This is a genomic window from Winogradskyella maritima, assembly GCF_042650215.1.
Classification (GTDB): Bacteria; Bacteroidota; Bacteroidia; order Flavobacteriales; family Flavobacteriaceae; genus Winogradskyella; species Winogradskyella maritima.
In genome coordinates this window covers 426,400-452,391 of sequence record NZ_JBHSAT010000004.1, presented here as the reverse complement: position 1 = coordinate 452,391, position 25,992 = coordinate 426,400, and the positions used below count along the sequence as shown (strand labels likewise).

Here is a 25,992-nt window from a genome sequence, read left to right as displayed (position 1 = left end):
ATTCTTTTAGAGACGATTTAATGAATGCAGAAAAAAAAATCCTCATCACGGGTGGAGCTGGGTTTATTGGTTCACACGTAGTTCGGACATTTGTCAATAAATATCCTAATTACCAAATTTACAATTTGGACGCCTTAACCTATGCTGGAAATTTAGAGAACCTGAAGGATGTTGAAGAAAGAGATAATTATACATTTTTAAAAGGAGACATAAACGATGGCGGTTTTATAACAGAAATATTTATACTCTATAAGTTTGATAGTGTAATTCATCTTGCTGCAGAATCGCATGTTGATAGATCAATAAATGACCCTTTAGCATTTGTTAAAACCAATATTATAGGCACAGTAAACCTGCTTAACGCTTTTAGAGAATTATGGAATAACAATTATAGAGAAAAATTATTTTATCACATTAGTACAGACGAAGTTTATGGCACCTTAGGTGCTACAGGCCTGTTTGAAGAAAACACAGCTTATGACCCTAACTCCCCGTACTCTGCATCGAAAGCTAGTTCAGACCACTTCGTAAGGGCATACGGAGAGACATTTGGTCTTCCTTATGTTATTACAAACTGTTCTAATAACTATGGTGAAAATCAATTTCCCGAAAAACTAATTCCTCTATTTATTAATAATATTATTAATAATGAAAGTCTTCCTGTTTATGGTGATGGAAACTATACTCGAGATTGGTTGTATGTAAAAGATCATGCTTCGGCTATTGACATGGTTTTTCATAGTAAAGAGTATAATGAAACGTTCAATATAGGGGGGTTTAATGAGTGGAAAAATATTGATTTGGTTAAACTATTGTGTCAGAAAATGGACATCAGACTCAATAGGCAAGTAGGGGCTTCAGAGAAGCTAATTACTTTCGTTAAGGACAGACCTGGTCATGATTTGCGCTATGCTATTGATGCATCAAAGATAAATAAGAGCTTAGGATTTTATCCTTCGGTAACTTTTGAAGAAGGTCTTGAAATTACTATAGACTGGTACCTTAACAACAAAGAGTGGTTAGAAAGAGTTACTAGTGGAGCTTATCAACAATATTACAAAAAGCAATATCAAAGTTAAATGAAAGGAATCGTTTTAGCTGGTGGATCTGGCACAAGATTACATCCATTGACCCTTGCAGTAAGTAAACAGCTTATGCCAATTTTTGATAAGCCGATGATATATTATCCAATATCTACGCTTATCTATTCCGGGATAACAGAGATACTTATTATTTCAACCCCTAAGGATCTTCCATTATTTAAAGAGCTTCTTGGAGACGGTAAGAAATATGGTTGTAGATTTGAATATGCTGCGCAAGAGGCCCCAAATGGTTTAGCTGAGGCGTTTATCATAGGTGAAAACTTTATCGGAAATGACAAAGTCGCTTTGATTCTAGGAGATAATATATTCTATGGAACAGGATTGTCTAAACTTCTACAACAAAACAACGATCCAGATGGGGGAATAATCTACGCCTATAGAGTTCATGACCCAGAGCGCTACGGAGTTGTAGAATTTAATAATAAAGGACAGGCAATTTCGATTGAAGAAAAGCCAAAAGATCCAAAATCTAATTATGCAGTTCCAGGCATATATTTTTATGACAACAATGTAGTTGAAATAGCTAAGAATATTAAGCCAAGCCGTAGAGGGGAAATTGAAATTACAGACGTGAATAAGGCGTACTTGCAAAAAGGTAATTTAAAAGTCAGTATTTTAGACAGAGGGACGGCTTGGTTAGATACTGGGACATTTCAATCGCTGATGCAGGCTTCTCAGTTCGTAGAGGTTATAGAGGAAAGACAAGGATTGAAAATTGGTTCTATTGAAGGTGCAGCCTACGAAATGGGATTGATTTCTGAGGGCGATTTTAAGAATTTAGCAACCTCCCTGCTAAAAAGCGGCTATGGAAAGAACCTATTGGGCCTAATCAACAATATGTCATGACTTTAACTGAAACAAAAATTGAAGGTTGCTTTATTATAGAGCCAAAAGTTATTTATGACGAAAGGGGCTATTTTTTTGAGAGTTTCAATGCCAAGACATTTTATAAAAACACTAATGCCAAAGTAAGATTTGTTCAGGATAATGAATCGTTTTCTTCAAAAGGTGTTTTGCGAGGACTTCATTATCAAAACGGGTCTTACGCACAGGCTAAATTAGTGAGAGTTATAAGTGGTAACGTTCTTGATGTTGCTGTCGATATGAGAAGAAATTCCCCAACGTACGGTCATCATGTTTCAGTGGAATTGTCTTGTACAAATAAGAAGCAACTTTTTGTTCCACGGGGTTTTGCACATGGATTTATTGTTTTGAGTGACATGGCGATCTTCTCATACAAATGTGATAACTATTATAACAAAGCGTCTGAAGGAGGGATCATATATAATGATAAATCTTTAGCAATAGATTGGAAATTAAGTGAAGACCAAATACTCATTTCAGAAAAAGATTTATTGTTGCCAAGCTTCGAAAACTCTAATTATGAACCATATTAAATATAGCAAAAATGATTAAAAAAATGTTTTTTATTTTTTTGGTTTTGACCTCATGCGTTAATTCTAAAGAAACAAAAATTGACGACACAAATAATTCAGAACCCACAAGTTCCGAGAAAGAGATTTCTAATGATAAGAATTTCGAAATTGAAGTTAAAATGCGATCCTATGAGGATGAGAATATCACGCTATTTTACACCTCGAGTTATCCAGAAGAGAAGTTTAATGGAGATAAGGTGATCTCAAAAAACATTGACGGAAGGGATTCTTTTCAAACGATTATGTTCTCTCTTCCTGAAAATGAAATTCCATTTTCTATAAGACTAGATTTTGGAAATACAGTAAGGAAAAATATTGGCGATGTGGATTTAGAATATATCAAGATGTCGTATAGCGGAAAAGCAATTAGCATAATTCAAGATAGCTTTCCTAGATATTTTCAACACAATGGATTTATGAAATATACAGAATCTGGCTATTCAAGATTTGTTGTAGATGGTAATTATGACCCATTCATTATTTCAAATGACAATCTATATAATAAAATAGAGTCTGAATTGTAGGGGAGAGAAAATTTTTAAATTGGGTATTTAATATCAAAAAAAGTATAAAAAAACATGTTTGACATAACGGGTAAATCAATCCTCATTACAGGGGGTACAGGTTCATTAGGTAAAGCACTCACCAGGCACATTTTAAAGCAGAACCCAGGTGTTAGAAGACTGATAATATTTTCAAGGGACGAGCAAAAACAATTTGCAATGGCTCAAGAATTTCCCTCTGAACTATATCCTCAGATAAGATATTTTATAGGCGATGTGAGAGACAAGGATCGACTAGAAAGAGCATTTCAGGGCGTAAATTATGTGATTCATGCGGCCGCTATGAAGCATGTTCATATCGCTGAGTACAATCCTGACGAGTGCATAAAAACAAATATAGGTGGTGCAGAAAATGTTTTGGACGCTTGTTTTAAAACTAATGTTGAGCGTGTGGTCGCATTATCAACAGATAAGGCCTGTGCGCCTATTAATCTTTATGGCGCCACTAAGTTGACATCTGACAAATTATTTATTGCCGCAAATAACATAAAAGGGGATTCTCAAATAAAATTTTCTGTTGTACGATATGGAAACGTTATGGGCTCTAACGGGTCCGTCATTCCTTTCTTTATTAATAAAAAGGAAACAGACAATATTTTACCTATCACGGACTCTAATATGACACGCTTCAACATCTCGCTTCAAGGGGGTGTTGATATGGTTATGCATGCTTTAGAACATGCATGGGGCGGTGAACTTTTTGTGCCAAAAATCCCGTCATACAGAATCTTAGATGTGGCCGAGGCTATTGGGCCTGATTGCGAAAAACCTGTGATTGGAATTAGACCTGGAGAGAAAGTCCATGAAGAGATGATAACTAAATCCGACTCTTTTTATACGTATGACCTTGGAAAATATTATGCCATCCTTCCTGCTACACATAGTTGGAGTTTAGATGATTATATTTCTCATTTCAACGCAAAAAAAGTAGAAGCTGGGTTTAACTATAATTCTGGTGACAATGACGAGTGGGAGACCGTAGAAAGCCTGAGAATACTCATTAAAAACCATGTTGACTCTTCTTTTAAAGTCTAAAATTTAAAATGAAATCATTAGCAATAATTCCAGCAAGAGGTGGCAGCAAAAGGATCCCAAGGAAAAATATTAAGAATTTTCTGGGGAAACCCATAATCGCATACTCTATTGAAACGGCAATTAAAAGCCGTCTCTTTGATGAAGTAATGGTATCTACTGACGATGAAGAGATAGCACGAGTAGCATCAGATTATGGTGCTTCAGTACCGTTTTTTCGTTCCAAAGAAAATGCAGATGATTTCTCTACTACAATAGACGTTATTACGGAGGTGGTTAATAATTACGAGGATAGAGGATTGACATACGAAAACACTTGTTGCCTATATGCATGCGCTCCATTTATTACGGTAGGGCATTTAGAGAATGCTTTAAAAATTTTACATTTACAATCGTACGATTGCATTTTCCCCGTAAGTAAGTATGGTCATCCCATTCAGCGAGCGCTAAGGCTTAATGATGATGGAAGAATTGAAATGATAAGCCCTCAACATATGCAAACTAGGACGCAGGATTTAGAAAATCGTTACCATGACTTAGGGCAGTTTTATTTCTTCAAGACTCAAAAAATAGTATCTCAGAAAGCATTATGGAATGATAATACTGGATTTATTGAGATGAGCGAAATGGATTGTCACGATATAGACACCGAAGAAGATTGGAAAATCGCCGAATTTAAGATAAAATCCAAAACCAATTAATTTGAGAATTCTTGTAACAGGTGCGTCTGGAATGCTCGGAGCAACGCTATGTAAGTCTTTGTCTAAGGCACATAAGGTATACGCTACCGGAGGTTCAGCTTTTTATGATGCATCTGTAGACTATAAAGTTTTTGATTTTTTAAACGGCGATTACACAGAGCTCATTGAATGGTCACGTCCCGAAGTCATAATTTTATCGGGTGCACTAACAAATGGATCAATTTGCCAGAAAAATCCAAGACAAGCTTACGAGGCCAACGGATTCTCAATTAAGAGCTTTTTAAACAATACAACAGAAGACGTTAAAATTATATATATTTCAACTGACGCCGTTTTTCCAAGTCGCCTCAGCATGGCAACAGAAGAAGATGTGGTTTCGCCAGAGAGTATTTACGGGCGTTCTAAAGAGCTGGGAGAATATTTTGTTTCCAATAGCGGAAGATCTTTTTGTACAATAAGGACAACCATAGTTGGGCTTAATGACAATGTTTCTAAAAAAGGGTTTTTAGAATGGATAATTGAATCTTCAAAAGCTGAAATAGAAATTGGCCTATTTGATGATGTTTATTTTACCCCTATCACCATTTGGCAATTAGCTAATGAAATAGAATATTTGGTTGGCCTTAACAGGCTTCCCAATGAAATATTGCATATTGTGGGTACTGATAGAATTACTAAATATAATTTTGGTATTCAACTTTTAGACACCTTAGGTTTAGGCAAAAATTGTGTAAACAGAAGCTTTATCGTAGATATGAAGGATAGGGCAAAAAGGTCAACGGACCAAACTCTAGACAGTTCGTATTACCAAACTAAATTTTGCAGAAAACTTCCAAATATGCAAGATATAATGATAAGTATAAAACAAAATTATGAAGAGCATCAAACTAGGACGTAAATTAATAAACGATAATTCACTTTATTTCGTTGCAGACATTGGAGCCAACCATAATGGCTCACTGGAAAAGGCTAAAGAACTTATCCATATGGTAAAAGAAGCAGGCGGGGATGCCGCGAAGTTTCAAAACTTTTCAGCGAAAAAAATCGTAAGCCAGGTAGGTTTTGATAATCTTAAAGTCAAACTATCACACCAATCCAAATGGAAGAAAAAGGTATATGAGGTTTACGAAGATGCAAGTATCAACGAGGAATGGACTTCTATCTTAAAGGCAGAATGCGACAAGGTGGGGTTGGATTATTTCACAAGTCCATACGATTTTGAGGCTGTAGACTTAGTTGACCCCTATGTAGAACTTTATAAGATTGGCTCTGGAGATGCTTCTTGGTTAGAAATTGTTGAATATGTGTTAAGTAAGGGTAAGCCAACATTGTTGGCTACTGGAGCTTGCAGTCTCGATGATGTAGATCGGATGATGAGTTTGGCCTTAAGAAAACCAAACGACATAGTTTTAATGCAATGTAATACAAACTATACTGGTGACCCGGAGAATTTTAAATTTTGCAATCTTAGTGTCTTGAAAAAATACAGGGAACTTTATCCAGATACAATTCTTGGTTTGTCAGATCATACAGCAGGTCATGCCACAGTTTTAGGAAGTATCGCGCTTGGAGCAAGGGTCATTGAGAAACACTTTACAGATGATAACGACCAAATTGGACCAGATCATGGTTTTGCGATGAATCCCAAATCTTGGAGAGATATGGTTGATAGGTCTTACGAACTACTTAATGCTCTTGGCGACGGAGTTAAGCGAGTTGAACCTAATGAAGAACAATCCTATATTGTTCAAAGAAGATGCATTTGTGCCGCATCTAACTTAGAAAAGGGTCATGTTATAACCAAGGAGGATTTAATTCCTCTTAGACCGATTGGTGAAAATTCGTTTCACCCCTATGAATGGGAGAATTTGGTCGGAAAGGAATTGAAGAATAATCTTGTTTTTGGAGAACACTTTACACGTGATAGCATATGATTGTAGGTAAATATATTGGACTTAGAGCCTTGGAGAGAGAAGATCTCAGCACCCTAAGAGATTGGAGGAATAAAATAAAATTCCGAAAAAATTTTCGGGAGGTCAGAGAGCTTTCTTTAGCCGATCAAGAAAGTTGGTTTGAAAGTCTCCAAAAAACAAAGCATATCAACTATATGTTTGTGGTCATCGACCTAGAAACCAATACGCCCATTGGGGCTGCAGGCCTATTATATATCAATTGGATTATTAGATCTGCAGATTTCTCTTTTTACATAGGGGGTGATGACATTTATATTGATGAAAGCCCTAAGTGCAAGGAGGCTGTACATTTGTTGCTGAATTACGGCTTTGGTAATCTAAATTTAAATAAAATCTGGATGGAATTATATGAGTTTGATTCCAAAAAGATTTCATTTTTCACGAAGAATTATAAATTTTTAAAAGACGGTGTTCTTAGAGATAATTGTTTTGAAAATGGTGAATTTCACAACTCTTATATTATTTCATTGTTAAGGAGGGATTTTAGGTAAACAATCCTTTAATCAATCTAATATAAGGTTTCGATTAATAATTCTTTGTCTAGCCAAACCTATTATTAATGACAAACAATTCCTTTCACAGATTTTCCTTAAAAGGGCTAAAGTCAGTATTTTTAAACAACAAAGGTTTACTGAAATATATGGCTCTTAGCTATTTTGACAAGGCCATAATTTTCCTGATTCCTCTTTTGGTATTTAAGTTTTTTGATGATGCAGCCATCTATCTCAATATTGAATATATTTACTCGGTATCAACTGTTGTAATTCCTTTGGTAGATTTAGGGCTTTCAAGTTATTTCTACTACGCATATAGACACAGTGAAGACCGCAAAGCAACCCAACAAAAGTTTACTAGAAATTTTAATGTCTTATTTCTCACCCTAAGCTCCATTGGTTTGGGTTTAATTTTGTTTCAGAAAAACGATTTAGTAGATATAATATTTATTGAATTTATAGTGGTTAGAGTATTATTTACAATACTTTCTGTCTATTATTCATCATACTTCAGGCTGTCAGGTGAGCCTCAAAAAGCACTTTATGTAACCCTATCATCCAATGTCATTTCTATACTGTTCATAGGAGCCTATTTTTTTCTTGACATAGATTTTTCTTTGATATTAGTTTTTTTAGGCCAGATCATTTGTGTTTTTATTTATATAATATTTGTTATTATAGGCTTTGTAATGAGTAAACATTCTGACCTTGATTTTAATAGTTTAAAAAATATTTTCTTTAGGTCATTGAGGTTTTCGTGGCCTACTATACTCCAAGCTTTTATTATGATGTACATAACTAATTACGGTAAAATAAATGCCCTAACAAAACTTAATTTGGATGACGGAGTTTTATTATCATTAACCCAGCGCTTTTCCATGGTTATTTTTTTGATGCATACATCGATCCTGTCGTATTTCGCAAAGGATATATTTATAGGAGAAACATATGGCATTCAAAAGAAATATTTCAATAAGTATATCATTTTGCTCACTACAACCATGCTTGTTATTCTATTTCTTGTGGTTGGTTATGTGGCTTATAGCTACGAGACTGCAGTTAGAGAGTTAACCATATCTGTTCTCTTGGTTGTGGGCACCTATTTCTCTTGCGTAATAGCGTATTTAGAAGTACATTATTCAAGAGAAAACAAGAATATTTTTAAACTTTATTTGGCTATACTTTCTGGGGCTATATTTATGTTTGTGTTGTGGACATATAATAACGACTTTCTTAGTAGTTTTGCCCTTGCGATGAATTTGAGTGCTTTTGGGTGTTTAACCATTACTGTTTGGATTCTTTACAAAAGAAATTATAAGCTGAGATAATAAGATATGAGTAACATATGCTTTATTGCAAATTATTATAAAACCGATGTTTTTTTAGAGGTTTCAAAAATTCTGGAGAAAAAAAACCACACTGTTTTTTGGATTGTATCTTCTAAAAAACAGTACGACTGGTTGCTCTCTAAGTTTCCATCAGATAGATTATTATATATTGGGAAGAAGGAGGTCTTAGCCTCAAAGACAAAACAAATAGATGTTGACTTAAAGTTGAATGAACTTATATATAACGATAGGGTTCTGAAACATGAATCAAGAAACTGGAGTTACAACTACCTAAAGAACTTAACTTCTCTTTATTACAACTTTTTTAAAACAAACAAAATAAGCTACATCTTCGGGGAAATAACATGGGCTCATGAGATTTTAGCATATAGATTATCAACCTTCCACACTGAGCTCGAAACACAATTTCTAAATCCGCATACTATAAGAGTGCCCAATGGACGATTTGCCTTTTTTACTGATGAGTTTCAATCGTGTATCAAAGAGGTAAAGAGAGTAGATAATGAGGTGTTCTCGACAATTACCGCAGAAAAGCCTGAATATCTTAAACTCAATGATAAATGGATTGATAAGAAAAAATCAATATCTCATAATATAGGATTACTTAAGAACTTTATTTTTAGGACAAATCAAGATGCAAATGATGTAACGCTTTACAGTTCGCCTTACAATCAATTTAAGATCAGAACAACAGAAATAATTAATCGGTTTATTTTCAACAAGTTTGTCTCAGAAACAACCATTGAAAAACTTCCTGAAAATGGAAAGTTTGTGCTGTTTACACTTCACAAGCAACCAGAAGCCTCCATAGACGTCATTGGTCGTTATTACGAAAACCAATTATCACTTATAGAGAACATATGGCGCTTTCTGCCAGAAAATTATTATTTGCTTGTAAAAGAACATTCTAATGCTATTGGCGATAGAAGCTATTCATTCTACAGCAAAGTTAAAAGCCTGAGAAATGTTTTCTTAATAGATAACCGCATTAACTCTTATGACCTCATAGAGATTAGTAGCGCAATTTTTACAGTCTCTGGAACAGTCGCTTACGAGGCTGCGTTAATGTCAACCATGTCTTTTACCTTTGCGCCAGCATTTTTTAATAAACTTAAATGTTGCAGAGAAATATCTTTAGACGAGTTTAAGCACAATACTTTTATAGAGCTTATGTCCAAAAACAATACTGGATTATCTAACGAGGGCTTTTCAAACTGGTTGATGAGCAATTCCTTCAAAGGAGTTATGTCTGACGCATTTGGCAACCCTAGGAGCATAGAGCCAGAAAATATTAATTTAATCGCTAATGCGATTGAAAAGATCGTGTGTTAGTGAATGTAAGCAATGTAAAGTTATATCAGATTTTATTGACAGTCACAATATTATCTCTCTCTTATACAGGATTGTATGCAATAAAATCTGAAAACACGAGCTATTCTATTTATTTAATTGTCGGAATAATTTCCTTTCTGCTAATTCTTATTTTAAAGCAGAAGCTTTTCTTTTATAGAAATACAGCAATACTGGCAATTACATTTTATATTACTTTTAGCTCAATACTTAACGTTGAAAGCTTTAGATTGACCTCATTAATATATTCTTATATATTCTTATTTCTTTACTCCTTTATTATTTTTTACTCAAGTATATATTTTAATGAGAAATGTTTTTTGAGAGTTTTGAAGTATGTGCTTATAAGCTTTTTCGTAATACTCGTAATTTCTCAGTTAATTGTTCTATTTGGGTTAGAAAAACTAGAGTCTCAAGAAGGATATTTCCAAAGTACGGGACAGCTTGGTATTCAATACAATAACCGTGGGCAATTCTACCGATTCTATTCTCTATCTTCAGAGCCATCGTATGCTGCTATAATAGTACTTACAGCATTCTCATTATTATATAGATATTTAACAAAGATGAACCTGATATTTTTCTCGTTTATAACTATTTATATGCTCACCAGTTTTAAATCTTCAATTGGTTTTATATTACTAGGGCTTTTAATAATGAGTCAGATTACATTCTCCAAAACGTATTTTCAATTGACTATTATTATAATAGCATTTGCGTTACTTATATTTTCATTCACTGACATTGGAGGTAAGAGTATAGAAAGAATTAAAGACGTTTTAGTATTCATTGTGTCCGACACCTCTAATTTTGTTGAAGAGCTAAGGTATTTAGATTCAAGTGTTCACGCAAGGGTGGCGCCAACTTTTGTTTATTTGACTGAAACGGATTGGTTGAGTTATAAAACATATTTCGGACATGGGGCTTCTGCATCTGAAGCATATTTTTCTAAAGTTATTTATCCTGAGAAGTGGAATACACACATGGTTTTTCGACCTCCTTTTGTGCCAGGGTTTTTATATGATTATGGCTTCTTTGGCGCCACTTTGGTTTTGATCTTTCTATATGACTGCATAAAGGGAAAAGGACTCTTTTTCAAAGGGGTATTTATTATCTTGATAATAAACGCCAATTTTAATACGCAGCTTTTTTGGTTCGTTGTAACATTACTATCTATATCAAAGATCACTCAAGCAAATTTAAAGAGATCGAATGCTTTGAATATCCCCACAATCTAGAATATTTATAGCTATAATTCTAGGAGAATATCGATTGAATGTTGAGATAGATATTTTTTTGAGCATGATTTTGAAAAGAGCTGTAACGTTTCCTCATTTATCGAACATATTCATTTAAAAAACGGCAATTTTCATTGCTAATGTCTACTTTTGCTGTTGGGCCTATTGTTTCACAACAAGGCAATGAATAGTAAAAAAAATTCAGTGTGGCAAAGAAAAAAATACTAATTGATGCACACGTATTCGATGATAAACATCAAGGAACTAGGACATATCTCAAGGGTTTGTACAATGCACTCTTACCTATCGCTAAAGACTGGCATTTTTATTTCGTTGCAAGAAACGTTGACATTCTTCAAAGAGAAATTATTAAGAATGAGAACGTTACGTTTCTCCCTCTCAAGTATAAGTCAAAATATTTGAGATTGGGTTTCGAAATACCTTATCTAATTTGGAAGCATAAAATCGATTATGCTCATTTTCAATATATAAGACCCCCCTATAAAAACTGTAAATTTATTGTAACTCTGCATGATATTTTATTTGAAGAGGAAAAGCTGAAAATGTTTTTTCCAGAAAGATATAGGTTTATGAACCATAATCTTTTTAAATGGTCAGCAAAAACAGCAGATATTCTCTTGACGGTTTCTGAATATTCAAAGAAACAAATTGTGAAGCATTATGATATTCACCCAGATAAAATTGAAATAACGCCTAATGCACCCAAGACGTATATTATTAATTCGGAGACTCAACTAAAGGTTCCAAATAAATATATCTTATATGTTTCTAGAATTGAGCCAAGAAAGAATCACCTTAATCTCATAAAAGCCTTTATTGCATCAAAACTTTATGAACAGGGCTATAAGCTAGTTTTTATCGGGAAAAGAGATCTTTTCTGTGAAGAATTAGAGACGTATCTCGAAAATAATAAAGATCTTAATGAAAATCATTTAATTTGGCTGGAATCAGTATCAAATGATACATTGGCCGCATATTATTCTAACTGCGAACTTTTTGTGTTTCCATCATTTGCAGAAGGGTTTGGAATACCACCCCTTGAGGCCATGAGTTATGGGGCTAAAATGATATGCAGTGACAGAACGGCTATGGCGGATTTTCATTTTCCTGAAAAAATATCATTCAATCCAGATGACGTTGAAGAGATTCAGGAAAAAATGATGCTTCAGTTGGAGCATATTACACAGCCAGATATTCATCTTTACAAAAACCTACTTAGAAAATACAATTGGAAAAACATAGCTAGTAATTATTTTAATACACTACACCGATACTCTGAAGGTTGACATTAAAATCTTATAATATTAAAAAGACGCTTGTATTAGTGGCAATAGTTTTAATTACACTATTCACTGCTATAGTTTACTATTTCATGAACTATCGCATGGCGGATGGCCATATTAAGTCAATTGGGATCATATATCAGGATGCACCAACCTTCAACCAACTACCAACCATTTATTTTTCAGAGGATAAGGAGTCCGTTATTACCTTCAATAGGCCTTATAAATTAAAAAAAACTTCTAATCTCGAATACCACTTAGAAATTCCTGATGACACTAAACTGCGAAAATTCCGGATATATTTTGAATTTCCAGGAGAGAAATTGACTTTTAAATTAAATTTTTCAACTGATACGGGTACTTATCAGTATAAAAGCTTAGAAAGTCTATTTCCAAGTGGGCTTGGTGGTGTCAACCTGGAAAATGAAATACTAAGTTTCCGTGTAGAGCGAGAGAATGGTTATCTAGAGTCTTCAAAAGTTTTTTCATACTCTTCTGATTTAAAAGACATTCACATTTTTTTTCTTAGTCTCACACCAATTATTCTTTTGGCCTTCTTTTTCTCGAGGAACCTAAATTTTAGTATTCCGAAAAAATTCAAGTTAATGGAATGTTTAATGACGGCATTAATATTGTCGATTTTTTTACCCCCTCCAACTTACAATATTGTATTAATTATGTTATTTACATTTGGCTTGATTAAATTTCGAAAAAGATATTGGCTTCCAAATAACAAATTGCACCTCATCATCACTGCTTTTTTTCTAATCTACCTTGTTAATAATATTATTTGTGTTTTAAATGGCGCTAAAGGCTTTAATACAATCGAGAGGCTTTTGCCACTTTTTCTGTTATCGTTTTTAATTCCAGTATACGGCAGAAGGACGGATCTAAAAAATTTTTTAGCTGTCTCTCTTTTAATTGGGGCGTATTTGTTTGTCACCTCAATCATTGACTTTCAAATTCACAATAACCTTGAATTTTTCTCATTCACAAATTTTTCTAAATTTTTGCACCCAGTATATTATTCTTATTTATTGTTTTTCTCGATAATCTATATCCTTTATGAGAAGAAACAATCCTACCGGTATCTGTATTTAGGTTTGCTATTTATCCTTTTAGTGTTTTCTGGCTCTAAAATTGTCCTCTCCTTTACACTTTTATTAATAATTCTCAAATTTTTAAAATTCAATATAAAGGCTTTTTGCTTCGTAATAGTTGTTGTTGCGCTTTTAGTCTCTTTGCCCGTTAAACATAGGTTTTCAGAAATTCTGAGTGCTGATGATATTTCCATTCTCGAGGAGACCATGATTACTGATTACAGTGATCAAAGGTTGAACGGTTTTACTTTGAGACTGCTACTTTGGAGAGAAACATTTGCTACCATGACCCCTACGGACTATATATTTGGTAAAGGTGTAAAAAAATCCACCAATGTAGAACTGTATAATAGAATTGAGAATTTAGGGCTGATTAAGCACAAGAGCTACAACCCGCATAATCAATATGTTCAAACATTATGGAAAACGGGTATAATTGGACTAATTTTTCTTTTAATGATACCTGTTTACAGTTTTTATATTGGCCTTATAAATAAAGATAAGCTAATGATGACCTTTGCACTTTTCATGATATTTGTGATGTTGTCTGAGTCAATTTTCGGAAGAGTAAGAGGCGTTTATTTTTTTACAACAGTATTATTAATTTTAGCCAACACCAAGCACATATATGAAAATAGCAATACTAGGAACAAGAGGCATACCAAATAACCATGGAGGATTTGAGCAATTTGCCGAATGTTTCTCGGTTTATATGGCAGAGAAAGGACATAGCGTATTCGTTTATAATTCTCACAATCATCCTTATAAAAAATCCACTTTTAAAGGAGTAAATATTATACATTGTTTTGATCCTGAGTATAAAATAGGCACAGCTGGGCAATTCTTTTATGACTTAAACTGTATTAGGGACAGTCGGAAGAGGAAATTTGATGCGATACTTCAATTAGGTTACACATCGAGCTCTATTTGGCACAGAATGCTCCCTAAAGATTCCTTAATAGTTACTAATATGGATGGGCTTGAATGGAAAAGATCAAAATATTCAACGGCTACGAGAAAATTTCTTAGGTATGCAGAAAATTTAGCTATAAAATCTAGCGACGTCCTAATTTCGGACTCCATAGGCATAAAAGATTATATTAGAGAAACATATCTCAAAGAATCAACATATATCCCATACGGGGCAACAATTTTCTCATCACCAGATAAATCGGTACTTGTCAACTATAATGTTACTGAAGGAAACTATGATATGATTATAGCTCGTTTGGAACCCGAAAACAATATAGAAACTATAGTTGAGGGGTTTAGTAAGTCAAAAGTTCAAACCCCAATTTTAATATTTGGAGGATTAAACGATTTTGGTAAAAAACTTCAAAAAAAGTTCGCACATGACAAGAGAATTAGGTTTGTGGGACCAAACTACAACCAAGAAGATTTAAATAACTTGAGATATTACTCTAGATATTATTTCCATGGGCATTCGGTAGGTGGAACAAATCCATCATTATTAGAAGCTATGGCATCAAGTTCGCTAATTATTGCGCATAACAATATTTTTAATCGCAGTATTCTATTGGAAGATGCATTTTATTTTAAAGCTTCTGCCGATATTACTAGTCTTTTAGAAGATAATACCTGCAACCAACATCGAGACAAATTTATCGCAAAAAACGCGGAAAAGATAGAAAAACGGTTTAGTTGGGAGTCCGTCAACGCCAGCTACGAAAAGTTAATTTTAACAAATATCAAATAACTAGATAAAACATTCATAGAGATCTTTTAAAATATTGGGAGCCAAGGAGGCTCATAATCGCATTTTTAGCTCTAAGTTTCATCTTCGATTTCATAAAGAAATTAGATCTCTTTTACGATTTCAACTTATTTAATTTCGGTAGATATTTTAAGGCTATTGTTTTGCTGACCATTATCTTATTCTTGATTTATAAATATCGGGCTATATCAAGACTTTATATAAACCCCATAGCATTGCTTTTGACTATAACAGCAATTTTCTTTTTCAAAAGTAACTTTTCGACGTTGTATGTTAACGAGTATTTGAGGTATATTTTTCCTTTCTTTTTTCTGATGTTTTCCTACGCGCTAAAAAATCAAAGTAATAGTAAATTACAGGTTTCATTGTATAGGTTCTTTAAAGCTATAATTATACTAAATACACTATTAGTCATCCTCGCTCTTTTAACTGGAATTCAGGTTTTAAAAACCTATAATGCAACCCGTTTTGGATTTAATGGGATTATCTTGAGCCAAGGATTTTTGCCATATGTTTATTTAACCGCAATGGCCTACTTCCTGTATTTTAGAGATTATTTAATGATCATAATACTATTAATCATAAGTGCTTTATCTGGAGTTAAGGCGGTGTATGCGGGCGAAGCGCTTTTTATTTTTTTTCTAATTATATCTCAAAGAAATCTCAAGTTCAGCAGAAAAGCGCTTTATATTTTAATTACTTTTCTGTTGTTTGGGGCTCTTTTATTAATAATTTTGAGTATGCCGATATTTCAGGATGTTATCAATGACGATGGTTGGCTTACCGCTATTTTCTCTTATCGAATTGAAAACGCATTTGAGTTGCTCAATTTGATTAATGGAGATAATTATAATTATATTATTGGAGCCACAGATTTAAATGTTGTGCGTTTAGAACTTCAGCTTATTGATATAGCGTTGTTCTTTGGATGTCTAGGTGTAATAATATATGCTGTATTTTCCGTTAAGTTCTATCAGACTCACGCAATTTCCCGAATATCTAAGGTCTATTTTTTTAGTACTTTAATCTTATCCATTTTTAGTGGCAACCTATTTTATGTGCCATTATCTTGTATTCTATTTTTTTTGACGACAATTTCACTCGGGAAAGAATTTAAAAACAAGGAATTTTCTCTTTAGTAATATTATATTTGATCTTAGTAGAATAGACACTAAAATATGGCTATTAAAAATATATGTTGTATAGGAGCGGGCTACGTAGGAGGGCCAACCATGGCTGTCATAGCTCAAAAATGCCCAGATATTAATATCACGGTTGTTGACATAAACGAGGCAAGGATCATTGCATGGAACGATGATGACCTTACCAAACTCCCGGTCTTTGAGCCTGGGCTTGATTCCATAGTAAGAGAGACTAGAGGAAAAAATTTGTTCTTTTCGACCGACGTAGACGCAGCAATAGATAGAGCCGAAATGATTTTCATTTCTGTAAATACACCCACCAAAACCTATGGTAAGGGCAAGGGTATGGCTGCTGACCTTAAATATATTGAACTTTGCGCCAGACAAATTGCAAAAATATCAAAGAATGATAAGATTGTGGTCGAAAAGTCCACTCTTCCTGTAAGAACAGCCTCGACGATTAAAAGTATTTTAGATAATACAGGTAATAACGTTAAGTATCAAATTCTTTCGAACCCTGAATTTTTAGCTGAAGGAACTGCTGTAGAAGATTTGCTCCAACCAGACAGGGTCTTAATCGGAGGCGATACCACCATCGAAGGTGAGAGAGCGGTTGCAGAATTGGTAGATATTTATTCTAATTGGGTGCCCAAGGAAAAAATCCTAACCACAAATGTTTGGTCTTCGGAACTATCAAAATTAACAGCAAATGCTTTTTTGGCCCAGCGCGTTTCTTCCATAAATGCAATGTCGGTTATATGTGAACGGACGGGAGCGGATGTGTATGAGGTGGCTAAAGCAATAGGAATGGACTCTAGGATAGGTTCTAAATTTTTAAAGCCATCAGTTGGTTTTGGGGGTTCCTGTTTTCAGAAAGATATTCTAAATCTGGTGTATATTGCAAAATCCTATGGTTTAGACGAGGTTGCTAATTATTGGGAAGGGGTCGTTGAAATGAATAATTATCAAAAAAACAGGTTTTCAGATAAAATCATAACTACAATGTACAACACCGTTTCTGGAAAGAAAATCACATTTTTTGGCTGGGCATTTAAAAAGGATACCAACGACACTCGAGAGTCCCCAGCGATACAGGTCGCAGATAATTTATTAAACGAACAAGCTCAAATTTCGGTATTTGATCCTAAGGTTGACCAAGATCAAGTTTATAAAGATTTAAATTTACTTAACACCAGAGACCCAGAGACTAATCTAAAATTAGTTAAAGTGCTCGAAAGTCCGTATGAGGCAATTATTGGCTCACATGCTGTCGCGATTCTAACGGAATGGGAAGAGTTTCGTCATTATGACTGGAATAAAATTTATGAAAGCATGCTAAAACCAGCCTTCGTGTTTGATGGTAGAGGAATCGTTGATGTCAATAATCTCAAAAGCATTGGGTTTTCAGTTTATAAGATAGGTGCTGGAAACCCTGTAAATTAGATTGCTTTAAATTTACGTACGATTTATGAGAAAAGTACTAATTACAGGAGGGGCGGGTTTTTTGGGGTCGCATCTATGCGATAAATTTATTGATGAAGGTTATCATGTAATATGCATGGATAACTTAATCACCGGCGACCAATCAAATATTGAACACTTGCTTAGCCATGAGCGATTTCAGTTTATATATCATGATGTGACTGAATTCGTATCTATTGAGGGAGACTTGGACTACATATTGCATTTCGCCTCTCCAGCTAGTCCAATTGATTATTTAAAAATCCCTATTCAAACCTTGAAAGTAGGCTCGTTAGGAACACATAATCTTTTAGGCTTAGCAAAGGCAAAGAATGCATGTATTCTTATTGCATCAACCTCGGAAGTCTATGGAGATCCTTTAGAGCACCCACAAAGTGAGGAGTATTATGGTAACGTAAACGTTATTGGGCCCAGGGGAGTATATGATGAAGCTAAACGGTTTCAAGAGTCAATCACTATGGCGTATAACAGATTTCATGGCCTACAGACAAGAATTGTAAGGATTTTTAACACTTATGGCCCAAGGATGCGCTTAAATGATGGAAGAGTGATTCCTGCATTCATAGGCCAGATTCTCAGGGGAGAACCATTGACTATATTCGGTGACGGAAAGCAGACACGCTCTTTTTGCTATATAGACGATCAAATAGAAGGTATTTACCGCCTTTTATTTAGCTCTTATGAGCTACCCGTCAATATAGGTAATCCCAAAGAAATTACCATAATCGATTTGGCTAAAGAGATGGAAAAACTATCCTCTCAGAGTATTAAATTTAATTTTAAAGATCTTCCAAAGGATGATCCACTTCAGAGACAGCCAGACATTAGTTTGGCAAAAAAACTTTTGAATTGGGAGCCAGCGGTGGACAGGGCCGAAGGAATTGAAAAGACTATTAACTACTTTATGAATCTTCCAAAAGAAGCACTATATAAAACAGAGCATAAGAGATTTGAAAAACATATTAAGAGATAAGATTTGAATTTATTTAACCAAGGTAGATATTCAGGCTTTTTACGCCCAATTGCTTATATGATAGATTTGATAATTATCAACGCAGTATCCTATCTTTATTTTGAAAATTTTATTGATGTATTGAGTTTCATTTCAATATCCTCAGTAATATGGATTACCCTATCTATTTATACTCAATTCTATCAGGTATACAGATATACTAAAGAGGTTAAAATCGCATCGCTCATTTTTAAACAATGTTTATACTTTACGGTACTAGTCTACGCTTATTTAGGACTAACTAGAATTTACAGTTTTGAGCACTCATACTTATTCAGTTATATATCGGTGGTATTCTCTTCAATTGCTTTGACAAAACTTTCATTCTTCTATTTTTTACAAAAATACAGGATTGCATATGGAGGCAATTTTAGGAAAATAGTTATTGTTGGGAAAAATAAGAGATCAAAAGATTTGGAAAAATTATTTAACAATAAACCAGAGTATGGCTATATTCATGTTAAGACGTTTGATGCAAACACTGAGTCCGGATTTAATCTTGATGAATTTTCTGAATATGTATTCAATGAGAGAATAGACCAGATATACTGCTCTTTATCTGAAATCAGTAATAAACAGATGTCTGAACTTATTGCATTTGCCGATAATAATCTCAAGGTTCTCAAATTTATACCTGACAATAAACAAATATATTCTCGCCGCCTAAAATATCAGTACTATGATTTTATTCCAATACTCTGGCTTAGAAACATACCTCTAGAACAACCATTAAAGCAACTTGTAAAGCGAACGTTTGATGTTGTTTTTTCTTCGGTAGTCATCGTATTAATCCTATCTTGGTTGATACCATTAATTGCCATCTTGATAAAGCTAGAATCCAGAGGCCCAATCTTTTTTAAGCAACAACGAAACGGATTTAATAACACCAAATTTTACTGTTTTAAATTCAGGTCAATGACAGTGAATTCTATTGCCGACAAAGAGCAAGCTACAAAAGGAGATTCTAGAATAACAAAAGTGGGAAAGTTTATTAGAAAAACAAGTATTGATGAATTACCTCAATTTTTCAACGTATTTTTTGGGGACATGTCAGTGGTTGGACCTCGCCCACACATGTTAAGTCATACTACAACCTACGCTAAAAAGGTAGATAAGTTTATGGTGAGACTTTTCGTAAAACCCGGTATTACTGGCTTGGCACAAGTAAAAGGTTTTAGGGGAGAAATAGAAACTGATAAGGATATAATAGGACGAGTAAAATATGATATCTTTTACGTAGAAAACTGGTCCCTGTTTTTGGATATAAAAATTATTATTAGCACCATAGTTAATGCTATAAGAGGCGAAGAAAAAGCATATTAGTTATGATTCAGCAAATTGCAACAGCAACCATAATTTGCTTATTTTTTACAATGTTGCTTTATATATATGTAAAAATTGCTAAGTCATTTAATCTAACAATTAATATACGAAGAACCTACTCTCAGTCACAGCCAGTTATTGGAGCTGGTTTTATTTTTCCAGTTGGTATTCTGTTACTATTGCTCTTTTTTGATGATGTGCCCATTATACCCCAGTTGGCTTTTGTTGCTTTGGCCGTGACTAGCTTTATTGATGACATAAAGTCTTTGCCCGTCGTTCCTAGGCTTGTGGTACAACTAATAGCTACTTTCTCGCTGGTAAGCGAATTGTTTTCAGGTTTAGATGTTGATAATCGATTGTTTGCGCAAATAGGCTGTGTACTTTTAATTATAAGCTATCTAAATGCTTCAAATTTTATGGATGGCATAAACGGCATGCTAATAGTCAATGCAGTTATTTCTCTATCGGCCCTTTTCATAATTAACTTAGAGTTTTATTTTGTACACGACAATGCGCTTTTAGGCTTAATCTGCGTTTGTCTAGTATTTGCTTTTGGAAATGTTAGAAAAGCACCAATTTTCATTTCAGGCGATGTAGGCAGCATATCCTTAGGGTTTATATTGATTTGGTTTTGTATTGAATTATATATGGTGACGGATAATCCCATGGTTTTTCTAATAATTAGTGTTTTCTGCATTGATGTTGCAGTGACACTCGCACATACCATATTTAAGAGGCATAATCCGTTTAAAGCACATAGAAATCATCTCTATGAAAAACTAGTCTACAGAGACTTGCACACTGATTTAAAAGTCACAGCTATTTATGGGCTAATACACCTGTTGGTTTGTGCTTTCGTAGTATACTGTATAATTTATACCATTGATTCAGTTTTTGTTCTTGGTCTGTCTTTTCTTTGTCTGATAGTTTTTTACTGTATTTTTAGGTTTTTCATAGTTAAATGAATCAAAAGCCAAAATCAAATATAAAATTATCACCAAGCTTCGTGTCCAAGCTTGAGCTTGATGCGGTTGATATGGCTTTAGCCTCTAACGAACTGTCATATTATGGAACATATATTACAGAATTAGAGACAAGGTTTAGAGCATACTTCAATAATAAACATGTAGTTTTAACTAACTCAGGAACCTCAGCAATTCATTTAGCGCTTATTATGGCGGGTGTGGAAAAAGGAGATGAGGTGTTATGCCAATCATTTACCTTCGCGGCGAGCGCATTTCCAATAACATATTGTGGAGCAACACCTGTATTTGTAGGTAGCGAAAAACAGTCTTGGAATATGTGCCCCTCTACGCTTGAGCAGGCTATTGAAAACAGAATAAAATATTGTAAAAAACCTAAGGCGATTGTAGTTGTCCACTCTTATGGCATGCCATGTAATATGGAAAGTATTAAACAGATTGCTCTTAAATACAGAATACCTATTATTGAAGATGCCGCCGAAGCTTTAGGGTCTAAGGTAAATAAAATAGCCTGTGGTGTTCATGGGGATTTTGGCATCGTTTCTTTTAATACTAACAAGATAATCACGGCAGCTTCAGGAGGTTTAATTGTTTGTAAAACAGAAGACCAAAAAAGGAGAATAGTGCGGTTAGCAACCCAGGCTAAAGATGAGACAATTTATTACCAGCATTCAGAAACGGGATATAACTATAAAATGAACAATCTAAACGCAGCCATTCTCAATGTCCAATTCCAGAGCCTCGAAGATCGCTTGTCGCGTAAGAAAAATATTCATAATTTTTACTCCGATTTATTTGGCCGTTTTAAAGGCATCTCGGTGCAAAAGGAATACAGTGAAAACATAAGATCAAACTTTTGGTTAAATTGCATAGTTGTCGATAATATGGAGTTAAAAAAGTGTTTGGAGAAACAGTTTTCAGAAGCTCATGTTGAAACAAAATCATTATGGAATCCCATGCATTTACAACCTGTATTCGCAGGAGCCCAATATTTTGGAAATCGTTATGAAGAAGAATTGTTTAAAAAAGGGCTGTGCTTACCAAGTGGCTCGAATTTAACAGATGATGATCTTTACAGAATTCAAGTGGCGGTAGAATCTGCTATGAGTACGTTTTAAATGGATATAGCATTTTACAAGGATAAAAGCATTTTAATAACTGGTGGAGCAGGTAGCATAGGAACGCAACTATGCCTGCAGCTACTCGATTATGCCAAAAGGGAAATCGTAATATTAGATAACTCTGAATTAGCTATATACAAATTGCAGATCAAAGTATCTGAGCAACATACCTACCGAGACATTGTATTTAAGTTAGCGGATATTCGAAACAAAGCACATATTGAAAAAATCATCGAAACCCATAAACCCAATGTTGTTTTCCATGCCGCGGCACTTAAACAATTACCCCTTTTAGAGGCACAGCCTTCAGAAACAGTGCAGACCAACATATTAGGATCTCTTAACCTCATTAAATTATCGATTGAAAATGAGGTTGACAAATTTGTATTTATTTCCACTGATAAGGCGGTAGAACCCTCAAGTGTCATGGGTATGAGCAAACAAATTGTTGAGCGTTATTTAAGAAGTATTAATGTCACTAAAACTGTTTTTTCTACTGTAAGATTTGGAAACGTTTATAACAGTAATGGATCTGCTATACCACTCTTTAAAGACCAAATTCAAAATGGAGGCCCGGTTACGATTACTCATCCAAATATTGAACGTTTCTTTATTTCAATTAAAAAGGCGTGTCAATCAATACTAGCTGTGGCCAGTATAGCGACCGGACAAGAAATTTTTGTCATAGATATGGGAGCACCTCAAAAAATCAGCCTTGTCATACAGGAATTAATCAAACACGCCGGCATAAGTTCTGAAAAGCAAATTGAGATTAAGGTCATTGGATTACGAAAAGGAGAAAAAATCAAAGAAAAACTGATTGAAGACGGCACTGTTTTAACGCCTTCAGAGGTGAACGAAATTTCGTATTTTAAACTGGAAAACCCTCTTGATTTGACCGATCTTGAAAACGTACTGGAGTTTTCTAAACGTAGAGAGGATGATGCCGTTCACCAAGAACTTTTAAAACTTTCAAAACAATAGATGAGCTATATCCGCGGACGATATTCTTGGTTAATTAGACCATCATTGATCCTTTTTGATACTGCAACGATCCTTGTATTAGCGTTTTATTTCTTCGATTTTGACAGAGAACCTATTGAAGCTTGGTTTTCTTATTTAGCTAAGAATAAAAGCTACTTTTTTGTTATTTATGCAATTATTCTTTGGTTAATATCAGCATACAGCATTAAGTTTTATGATGTTTATAGATATACATCAGCACTTGACATCGCCACCTTACTATTTAAGCAAATGGCACTTTATTTCGTTGGGACTTTTGCTTTTGTAGGTTTTTTTAGAAGCATTACTGTTGGTGCTTTTACAATTCTCCAATATATAGGCTATGCTTTCTTATTTATTAGCATCATTAAGTTTGCCAGTTATTTTGCCCTTAGACAATACAGACGACACCTTAACGGTAATAAACGTTTCGTTCTTATCATTGGCAATAACGATGTTGCTAAAGAATTGCAAGATTTTTTCAAACGAAAAAGAGATTATGGATATGAACTAAAAGGGGTCTACAGTAATTTAGATTCCCTTAAAGTTGATGGTAATATACAAGATGGTATTAAACACCTAAAAGAAGACCAAGGTATCGATGAAGTATATTGCGCTATGGATGAATTATCCGAAAAACAAGTCAATACATTTGTGAAATATGCAGATATCAATCATTGCAATATCAAGTTTATTCCAGCTTCGAAAAATTTACTTAGTAAGCACTTAAAAACAGATTTTTACAATTATCTACCAGTATTGTCCATCCAAGAGGTGACATTGAAAAAACCATTCAATGTCGTTGTAAAGCGTGGTTTTGATATTATATTTTCACTATTCGTTATCATATTTATTCTGTCGTGGCTAAGTATTATTCTGTTCATTCTTATAAAATTAGAATCTAAGGGACCTCTCTATTACAAGCACAAAAGGAATGGCATCAATTACAAAGAGTTTGAATGCTATAAATTTAGATCGCTAAAATTAGGTTCAGAAAACGGCACCGAGTATGTTAAGAAAAAAGATCACCGCGTTACCAAAATAGGTGCTTTTTTAAGACGAACCAGTTTGGACGAACTTCCTCAGTTTTATAATGTGTTGTTTGGCGACATGTCCGTGGTTGGTCCTAGACCGCACATGCTATCGTTTACAGATGACTATTCAAAAAAGATTGACAAATATAATTTTGTCATTCGTCATAACGTGAAACCGGGAATTACCGGACTGGCACAAACCAAAGGCTTTAGGGGTGAAGTTAAAAAAGATGAAGACATCATAAATAGGGTAAAATTCGATATTTACTATATTGAAAACTGGTCTTTGTTACTCGATATAAAAATAATAATCGACACAATAGTATTGATTATTAAAGGCGATAAGAAGGCGTATTAAAGTTTTCGTTTTAGAGCGGTAATTTGTGATTTAAAATTAAATGCTTTTAGCGCAGTTGTTTGAATAGCATTTCGCATTATATCTAATTCTGAAATTTTTAGTTTACCTAAACACGTGTTGAGCGCTTCATAGTCTCCTGAAGTTACTACCCAACCTAGATCATTTTGTAAAACAATAGATTCCCCTTCGCCTCCGCCAAAGTAGAGCATCGGTAATCCCAATCGTGCATATTCAAATACTTTTGAAGGCACAGAACCATAGATTCTATTCACCAATGGAATAATGGTTAAATCATATTGAAGCAAAGCTTTATGGAGCTCTTCGCGCTTCAAACTTCCATGATAGTAAATAAGTAAATTTGGGTTGTTGGAAATATATTCTAATATTAACTCCGCCTCAGCTCCCGATCCATAAATATGAAACTCCACGTTTGAATAATCAAGAGCCTTGCAAAGCTTTAAAACACCCTGGGCAATACCTAACAAACCTGCATAAACCATTTTGATTTTACCAGTATTACTTTTGTCTCTCGAGGCCAATTCAGGAGGTTCAAAATCTGGGAAGTTACGATACAGAAATGTTGAGGTATTTGGAACAATAGTTTTTACATGACTTAAGATTTCTTCACTCTGCCCTAAGATTAAATCGGAACGTTTATAATTGAAACGCTCAATCTTTTCCAATACAGAATATCCAAATCCTTTTTTTAAGGCGTTGAGTTCCAATCCTGCCAAAGGCCACAAATCGCTAACATTGAGCACTAGTTTTCTTTTTTTAGATTTTAAAAAAAGCATACAGGTAAATGCCACCAAAAGCGGCGGTGATTGCACAATGACTTTATTTGGAACTTTACGAGTTAGTATAAACCAGCATATGCTAAAACTATAAGACAGCATGGCGAGCAAACGCTTAAATTTATTTTTGGAATTGCTCGCATAGACCCAAAGCCGATTAACGGTCACTTCATCTTCAGTTGAGGTATACCTCCATTTACCTTTATAGCCTTCAAATATTTTACCGGTAGGGTAATTGGGCAAAGGCGTAACGACCGAGACTTCATACTCGTCCTTTAAGCCTTCAGCCAAATGATGAATACGATTAGAAGCCGCACCCATTTCTGGCGGGAAGTAATTCGTAAAAATTAGGAGCTGCTTCAT

At 34.3% G+C, this 25,992-nt stretch carries 24 protein-coding genes; 23 read left to right on the top strand and 1 reads right to left on the bottom strand.

What is annotated here, in order from left to right:
- The first annotated feature begins 20 nt into the window (after positions 1–20).
- From rfbB to ACFOSX_RS02880, 23 genes are all read left to right on the top strand, one after another.
- Positions 21–1,079, top strand: a complete 1,059-nt coding sequence (gene rfbB / locus ACFOSX_RS02990; RefSeq protein ID WP_386096870.1) for a dTDP-glucose 4,6-dehydratase — start codon at positions 21–23, stop codon at positions 1,077–1,079.
- Positions 1,080–1,949 (top strand): glucose-1-phosphate thymidylyltransferase RfbA, encoded by an 870-nt coding sequence (gene rfbA / locus ACFOSX_RS02985; protein WP_386096868.1) that lies wholly within the window; start codon positions 1,080–1,082, stop codon positions 1,947–1,949.
- Positions 1,946–2,500: a dTDP-4-dehydrorhamnose 3,5-epimerase gene (gene rfbC, locus ACFOSX_RS02980; RefSeq protein WP_386096866.1), complete on the top strand. Its 555-nt coding sequence runs from the start codon at positions 1,946–1,948 to the stop codon at positions 2,498–2,500. The genes rfbA and rfbC overlap by 4 nt, the downstream gene beginning before the upstream one ends.
- 23 nt (positions 2,501–2,523) lie before the next feature.
- Positions 2,524–3,063, top strand: coding sequence for a hypothetical protein (locus ACFOSX_RS02975; RefSeq protein ID WP_386096864.1), 540 nt, complete (start codon positions 2,524–2,526; stop codon positions 3,061–3,063).
- Between the two features lie 54 nt (positions 3,064–3,117).
- Entirely contained in the window at positions 3,118–4,137 is a 1,020-nt protein-coding gene (gene pseB, locus ACFOSX_RS02970) for a UDP-N-acetylglucosamine 4,6-dehydratase (inverting) (protein WP_386096862.1), read from the top strand.
- Between the two features lie 8 nt (positions 4,138–4,145).
- A complete protein-coding gene (pseF, locus tag ACFOSX_RS02965) occupies positions 4,146–4,835 on the top strand; it encodes a pseudaminic acid cytidylyltransferase (protein WP_386096860.1) in 690 nt (229 codons plus the stop codon).
- Between the two features lies 1 nt (position 4,836).
- Entirely contained in the window at positions 4,837–5,733 is an 897-nt protein-coding gene (locus ACFOSX_RS02960; RefSeq protein WP_386096858.1) for an SDR family oxidoreductase, read from the top strand.
- The gene (locus ACFOSX_RS02955; protein WP_386096856.1) at positions 5,708–6,769 is read left to right on the top strand and encodes an N-acetylneuraminate synthase family protein; all 1,062 of its coding nucleotides are present in this window, start codon (positions 5,708–5,710) and stop codon (positions 6,767–6,769) included. The genes ACFOSX_RS02960 and ACFOSX_RS02955 overlap by 26 nt, the downstream gene beginning before the upstream one ends.
- Positions 6,766–7,299 carry a GNAT family N-acetyltransferase gene (locus tag ACFOSX_RS02950; RefSeq protein WP_386096854.1) on the top strand — a complete coding sequence of 178 codons (534 nt, stop codon included), beginning with the start codon at positions 6,766–6,768 and terminating at the stop codon, positions 7,297–7,299. The genes ACFOSX_RS02955 and ACFOSX_RS02950 overlap by 4 nt, the downstream gene beginning before the upstream one ends.
- Before the next feature lie 68 nt (positions 7,300–7,367).
- Positions 7,368–8,630: a hypothetical protein gene (locus ACFOSX_RS02945; protein ID WP_386096852.1), complete on the top strand. Its 1,263-nt coding sequence runs from the start codon at positions 7,368–7,370 to the stop codon at positions 8,628–8,630.
- Between the two features lie 6 nt (positions 8,631–8,636).
- Positions 8,637–9,983 (top strand): hypothetical protein, encoded by a 1,347-nt coding sequence (locus tag ACFOSX_RS02940; RefSeq protein ID WP_386096850.1) that lies wholly within the window; start codon positions 8,637–8,639, stop codon positions 9,981–9,983.
- Positions 9,984–10,603: 620 nt separating this feature from the next.
- A complete protein-coding gene (locus ACFOSX_RS02935) occupies positions 10,604–11,239 on the top strand; it encodes a hypothetical protein (protein WP_386096848.1) in 636 nt (211 codons plus the stop codon).
- A gap of 206 nt (positions 11,240–11,445) precedes the next feature.
- Positions 11,446–12,546 carry a glycosyltransferase family 4 protein gene (locus ACFOSX_RS02930; protein WP_386096846.1) on the top strand — a complete coding sequence of 367 codons (1,101 nt, stop codon included), beginning with the start codon at positions 11,446–11,448 and terminating at the stop codon, positions 12,544–12,546.
- A gap of 38 nt (positions 12,547–12,584) precedes the next feature.
- A complete protein-coding gene (locus ACFOSX_RS02925) occupies positions 12,585–14,312 on the top strand; it encodes an O-antigen ligase family protein (protein WP_386096844.1) in 1,728 nt (575 codons plus the stop codon).
- The gene (locus ACFOSX_RS02920; protein WP_386096842.1) at positions 14,272–15,360 is read left to right on the top strand and encodes a DUF1972 domain-containing protein; all 1,089 of its coding nucleotides are present in this window, start codon (positions 14,272–14,274) and stop codon (positions 15,358–15,360) included. Before ACFOSX_RS02925 ends, ACFOSX_RS02920 begins: the two co-directional genes overlap by 41 nt.
- 161 nt (positions 15,361–15,521) lie before the next feature.
- Positions 15,522–16,517 (top strand): hypothetical protein, encoded by a 996-nt coding sequence (locus ACFOSX_RS02915; RefSeq protein WP_386096840.1) that lies wholly within the window; start codon positions 15,522–15,524, stop codon positions 16,515–16,517.
- Between the two features lie 39 nt (positions 16,518–16,556).
- The gene (locus tag ACFOSX_RS02910; RefSeq protein ID WP_386096838.1) at positions 16,557–17,963 is read left to right on the top strand and encodes a nucleotide sugar dehydrogenase; all 1,407 of its coding nucleotides are present in this window, start codon (positions 16,557–16,559) and stop codon (positions 17,961–17,963) included.
- A 25-nt stretch (positions 17,964–17,988) separates the two neighbouring features.
- Positions 17,989–18,975, top strand: coding sequence for a UDP-glucuronic acid decarboxylase family protein (locus ACFOSX_RS02905; RefSeq protein WP_386096836.1), 987 nt, complete (start codon positions 17,989–17,991; stop codon positions 18,973–18,975).
- Between the two features lie 3 nt (positions 18,976–18,978).
- Positions 18,979–20,337 carry an undecaprenyl-phosphate glucose phosphotransferase gene (locus ACFOSX_RS02900; RefSeq protein ID WP_386096834.1) on the top strand — a complete coding sequence of 453 codons (1,359 nt, stop codon included), beginning with the start codon at positions 18,979–18,981 and terminating at the stop codon, positions 20,335–20,337.
- 2 nt (positions 20,338–20,339) lie between these two features.
- On the top strand, positions 20,340–21,302 hold the full coding sequence (locus ACFOSX_RS02895; RefSeq protein WP_386096832.1) for a hypothetical protein: 963 nt from the start codon (positions 20,340–20,342) through the stop codon (positions 21,300–21,302).
- Positions 21,299–22,438 (top strand): DegT/DnrJ/EryC1/StrS family aminotransferase, encoded by a 1,140-nt coding sequence (locus ACFOSX_RS02890; RefSeq protein ID WP_386096830.1) that lies wholly within the window; start codon positions 21,299–21,301, stop codon positions 22,436–22,438. Before ACFOSX_RS02895 ends, ACFOSX_RS02890 begins: the two co-directional genes overlap by 4 nt.
- Complete coding sequence (locus ACFOSX_RS02885; RefSeq protein ID WP_386096828.1) at positions 22,439–23,425, top strand: polysaccharide biosynthesis protein; 987 nt, start codon at positions 22,439–22,441, stop codon at positions 23,423–23,425.
- A complete protein-coding gene (locus ACFOSX_RS02880) occupies positions 23,426–24,835 on the top strand; it encodes an exopolysaccharide biosynthesis polyprenyl glycosylphosphotransferase (protein ID WP_386096826.1) in 1,410 nt (469 codons plus the stop codon).
- Here ACFOSX_RS02880 and ACFOSX_RS02875 read toward each other — a convergent pair.
- A complete protein-coding gene (locus ACFOSX_RS02875; protein WP_386096824.1) occupies positions 24,832–25,992 on the bottom strand; it encodes a glycosyltransferase family 4 protein in 1,161 nt (386 codons plus the stop codon). The two genes, ACFOSX_RS02880 and ACFOSX_RS02875, sit on opposite strands and share 4 nt — an antisense overlap.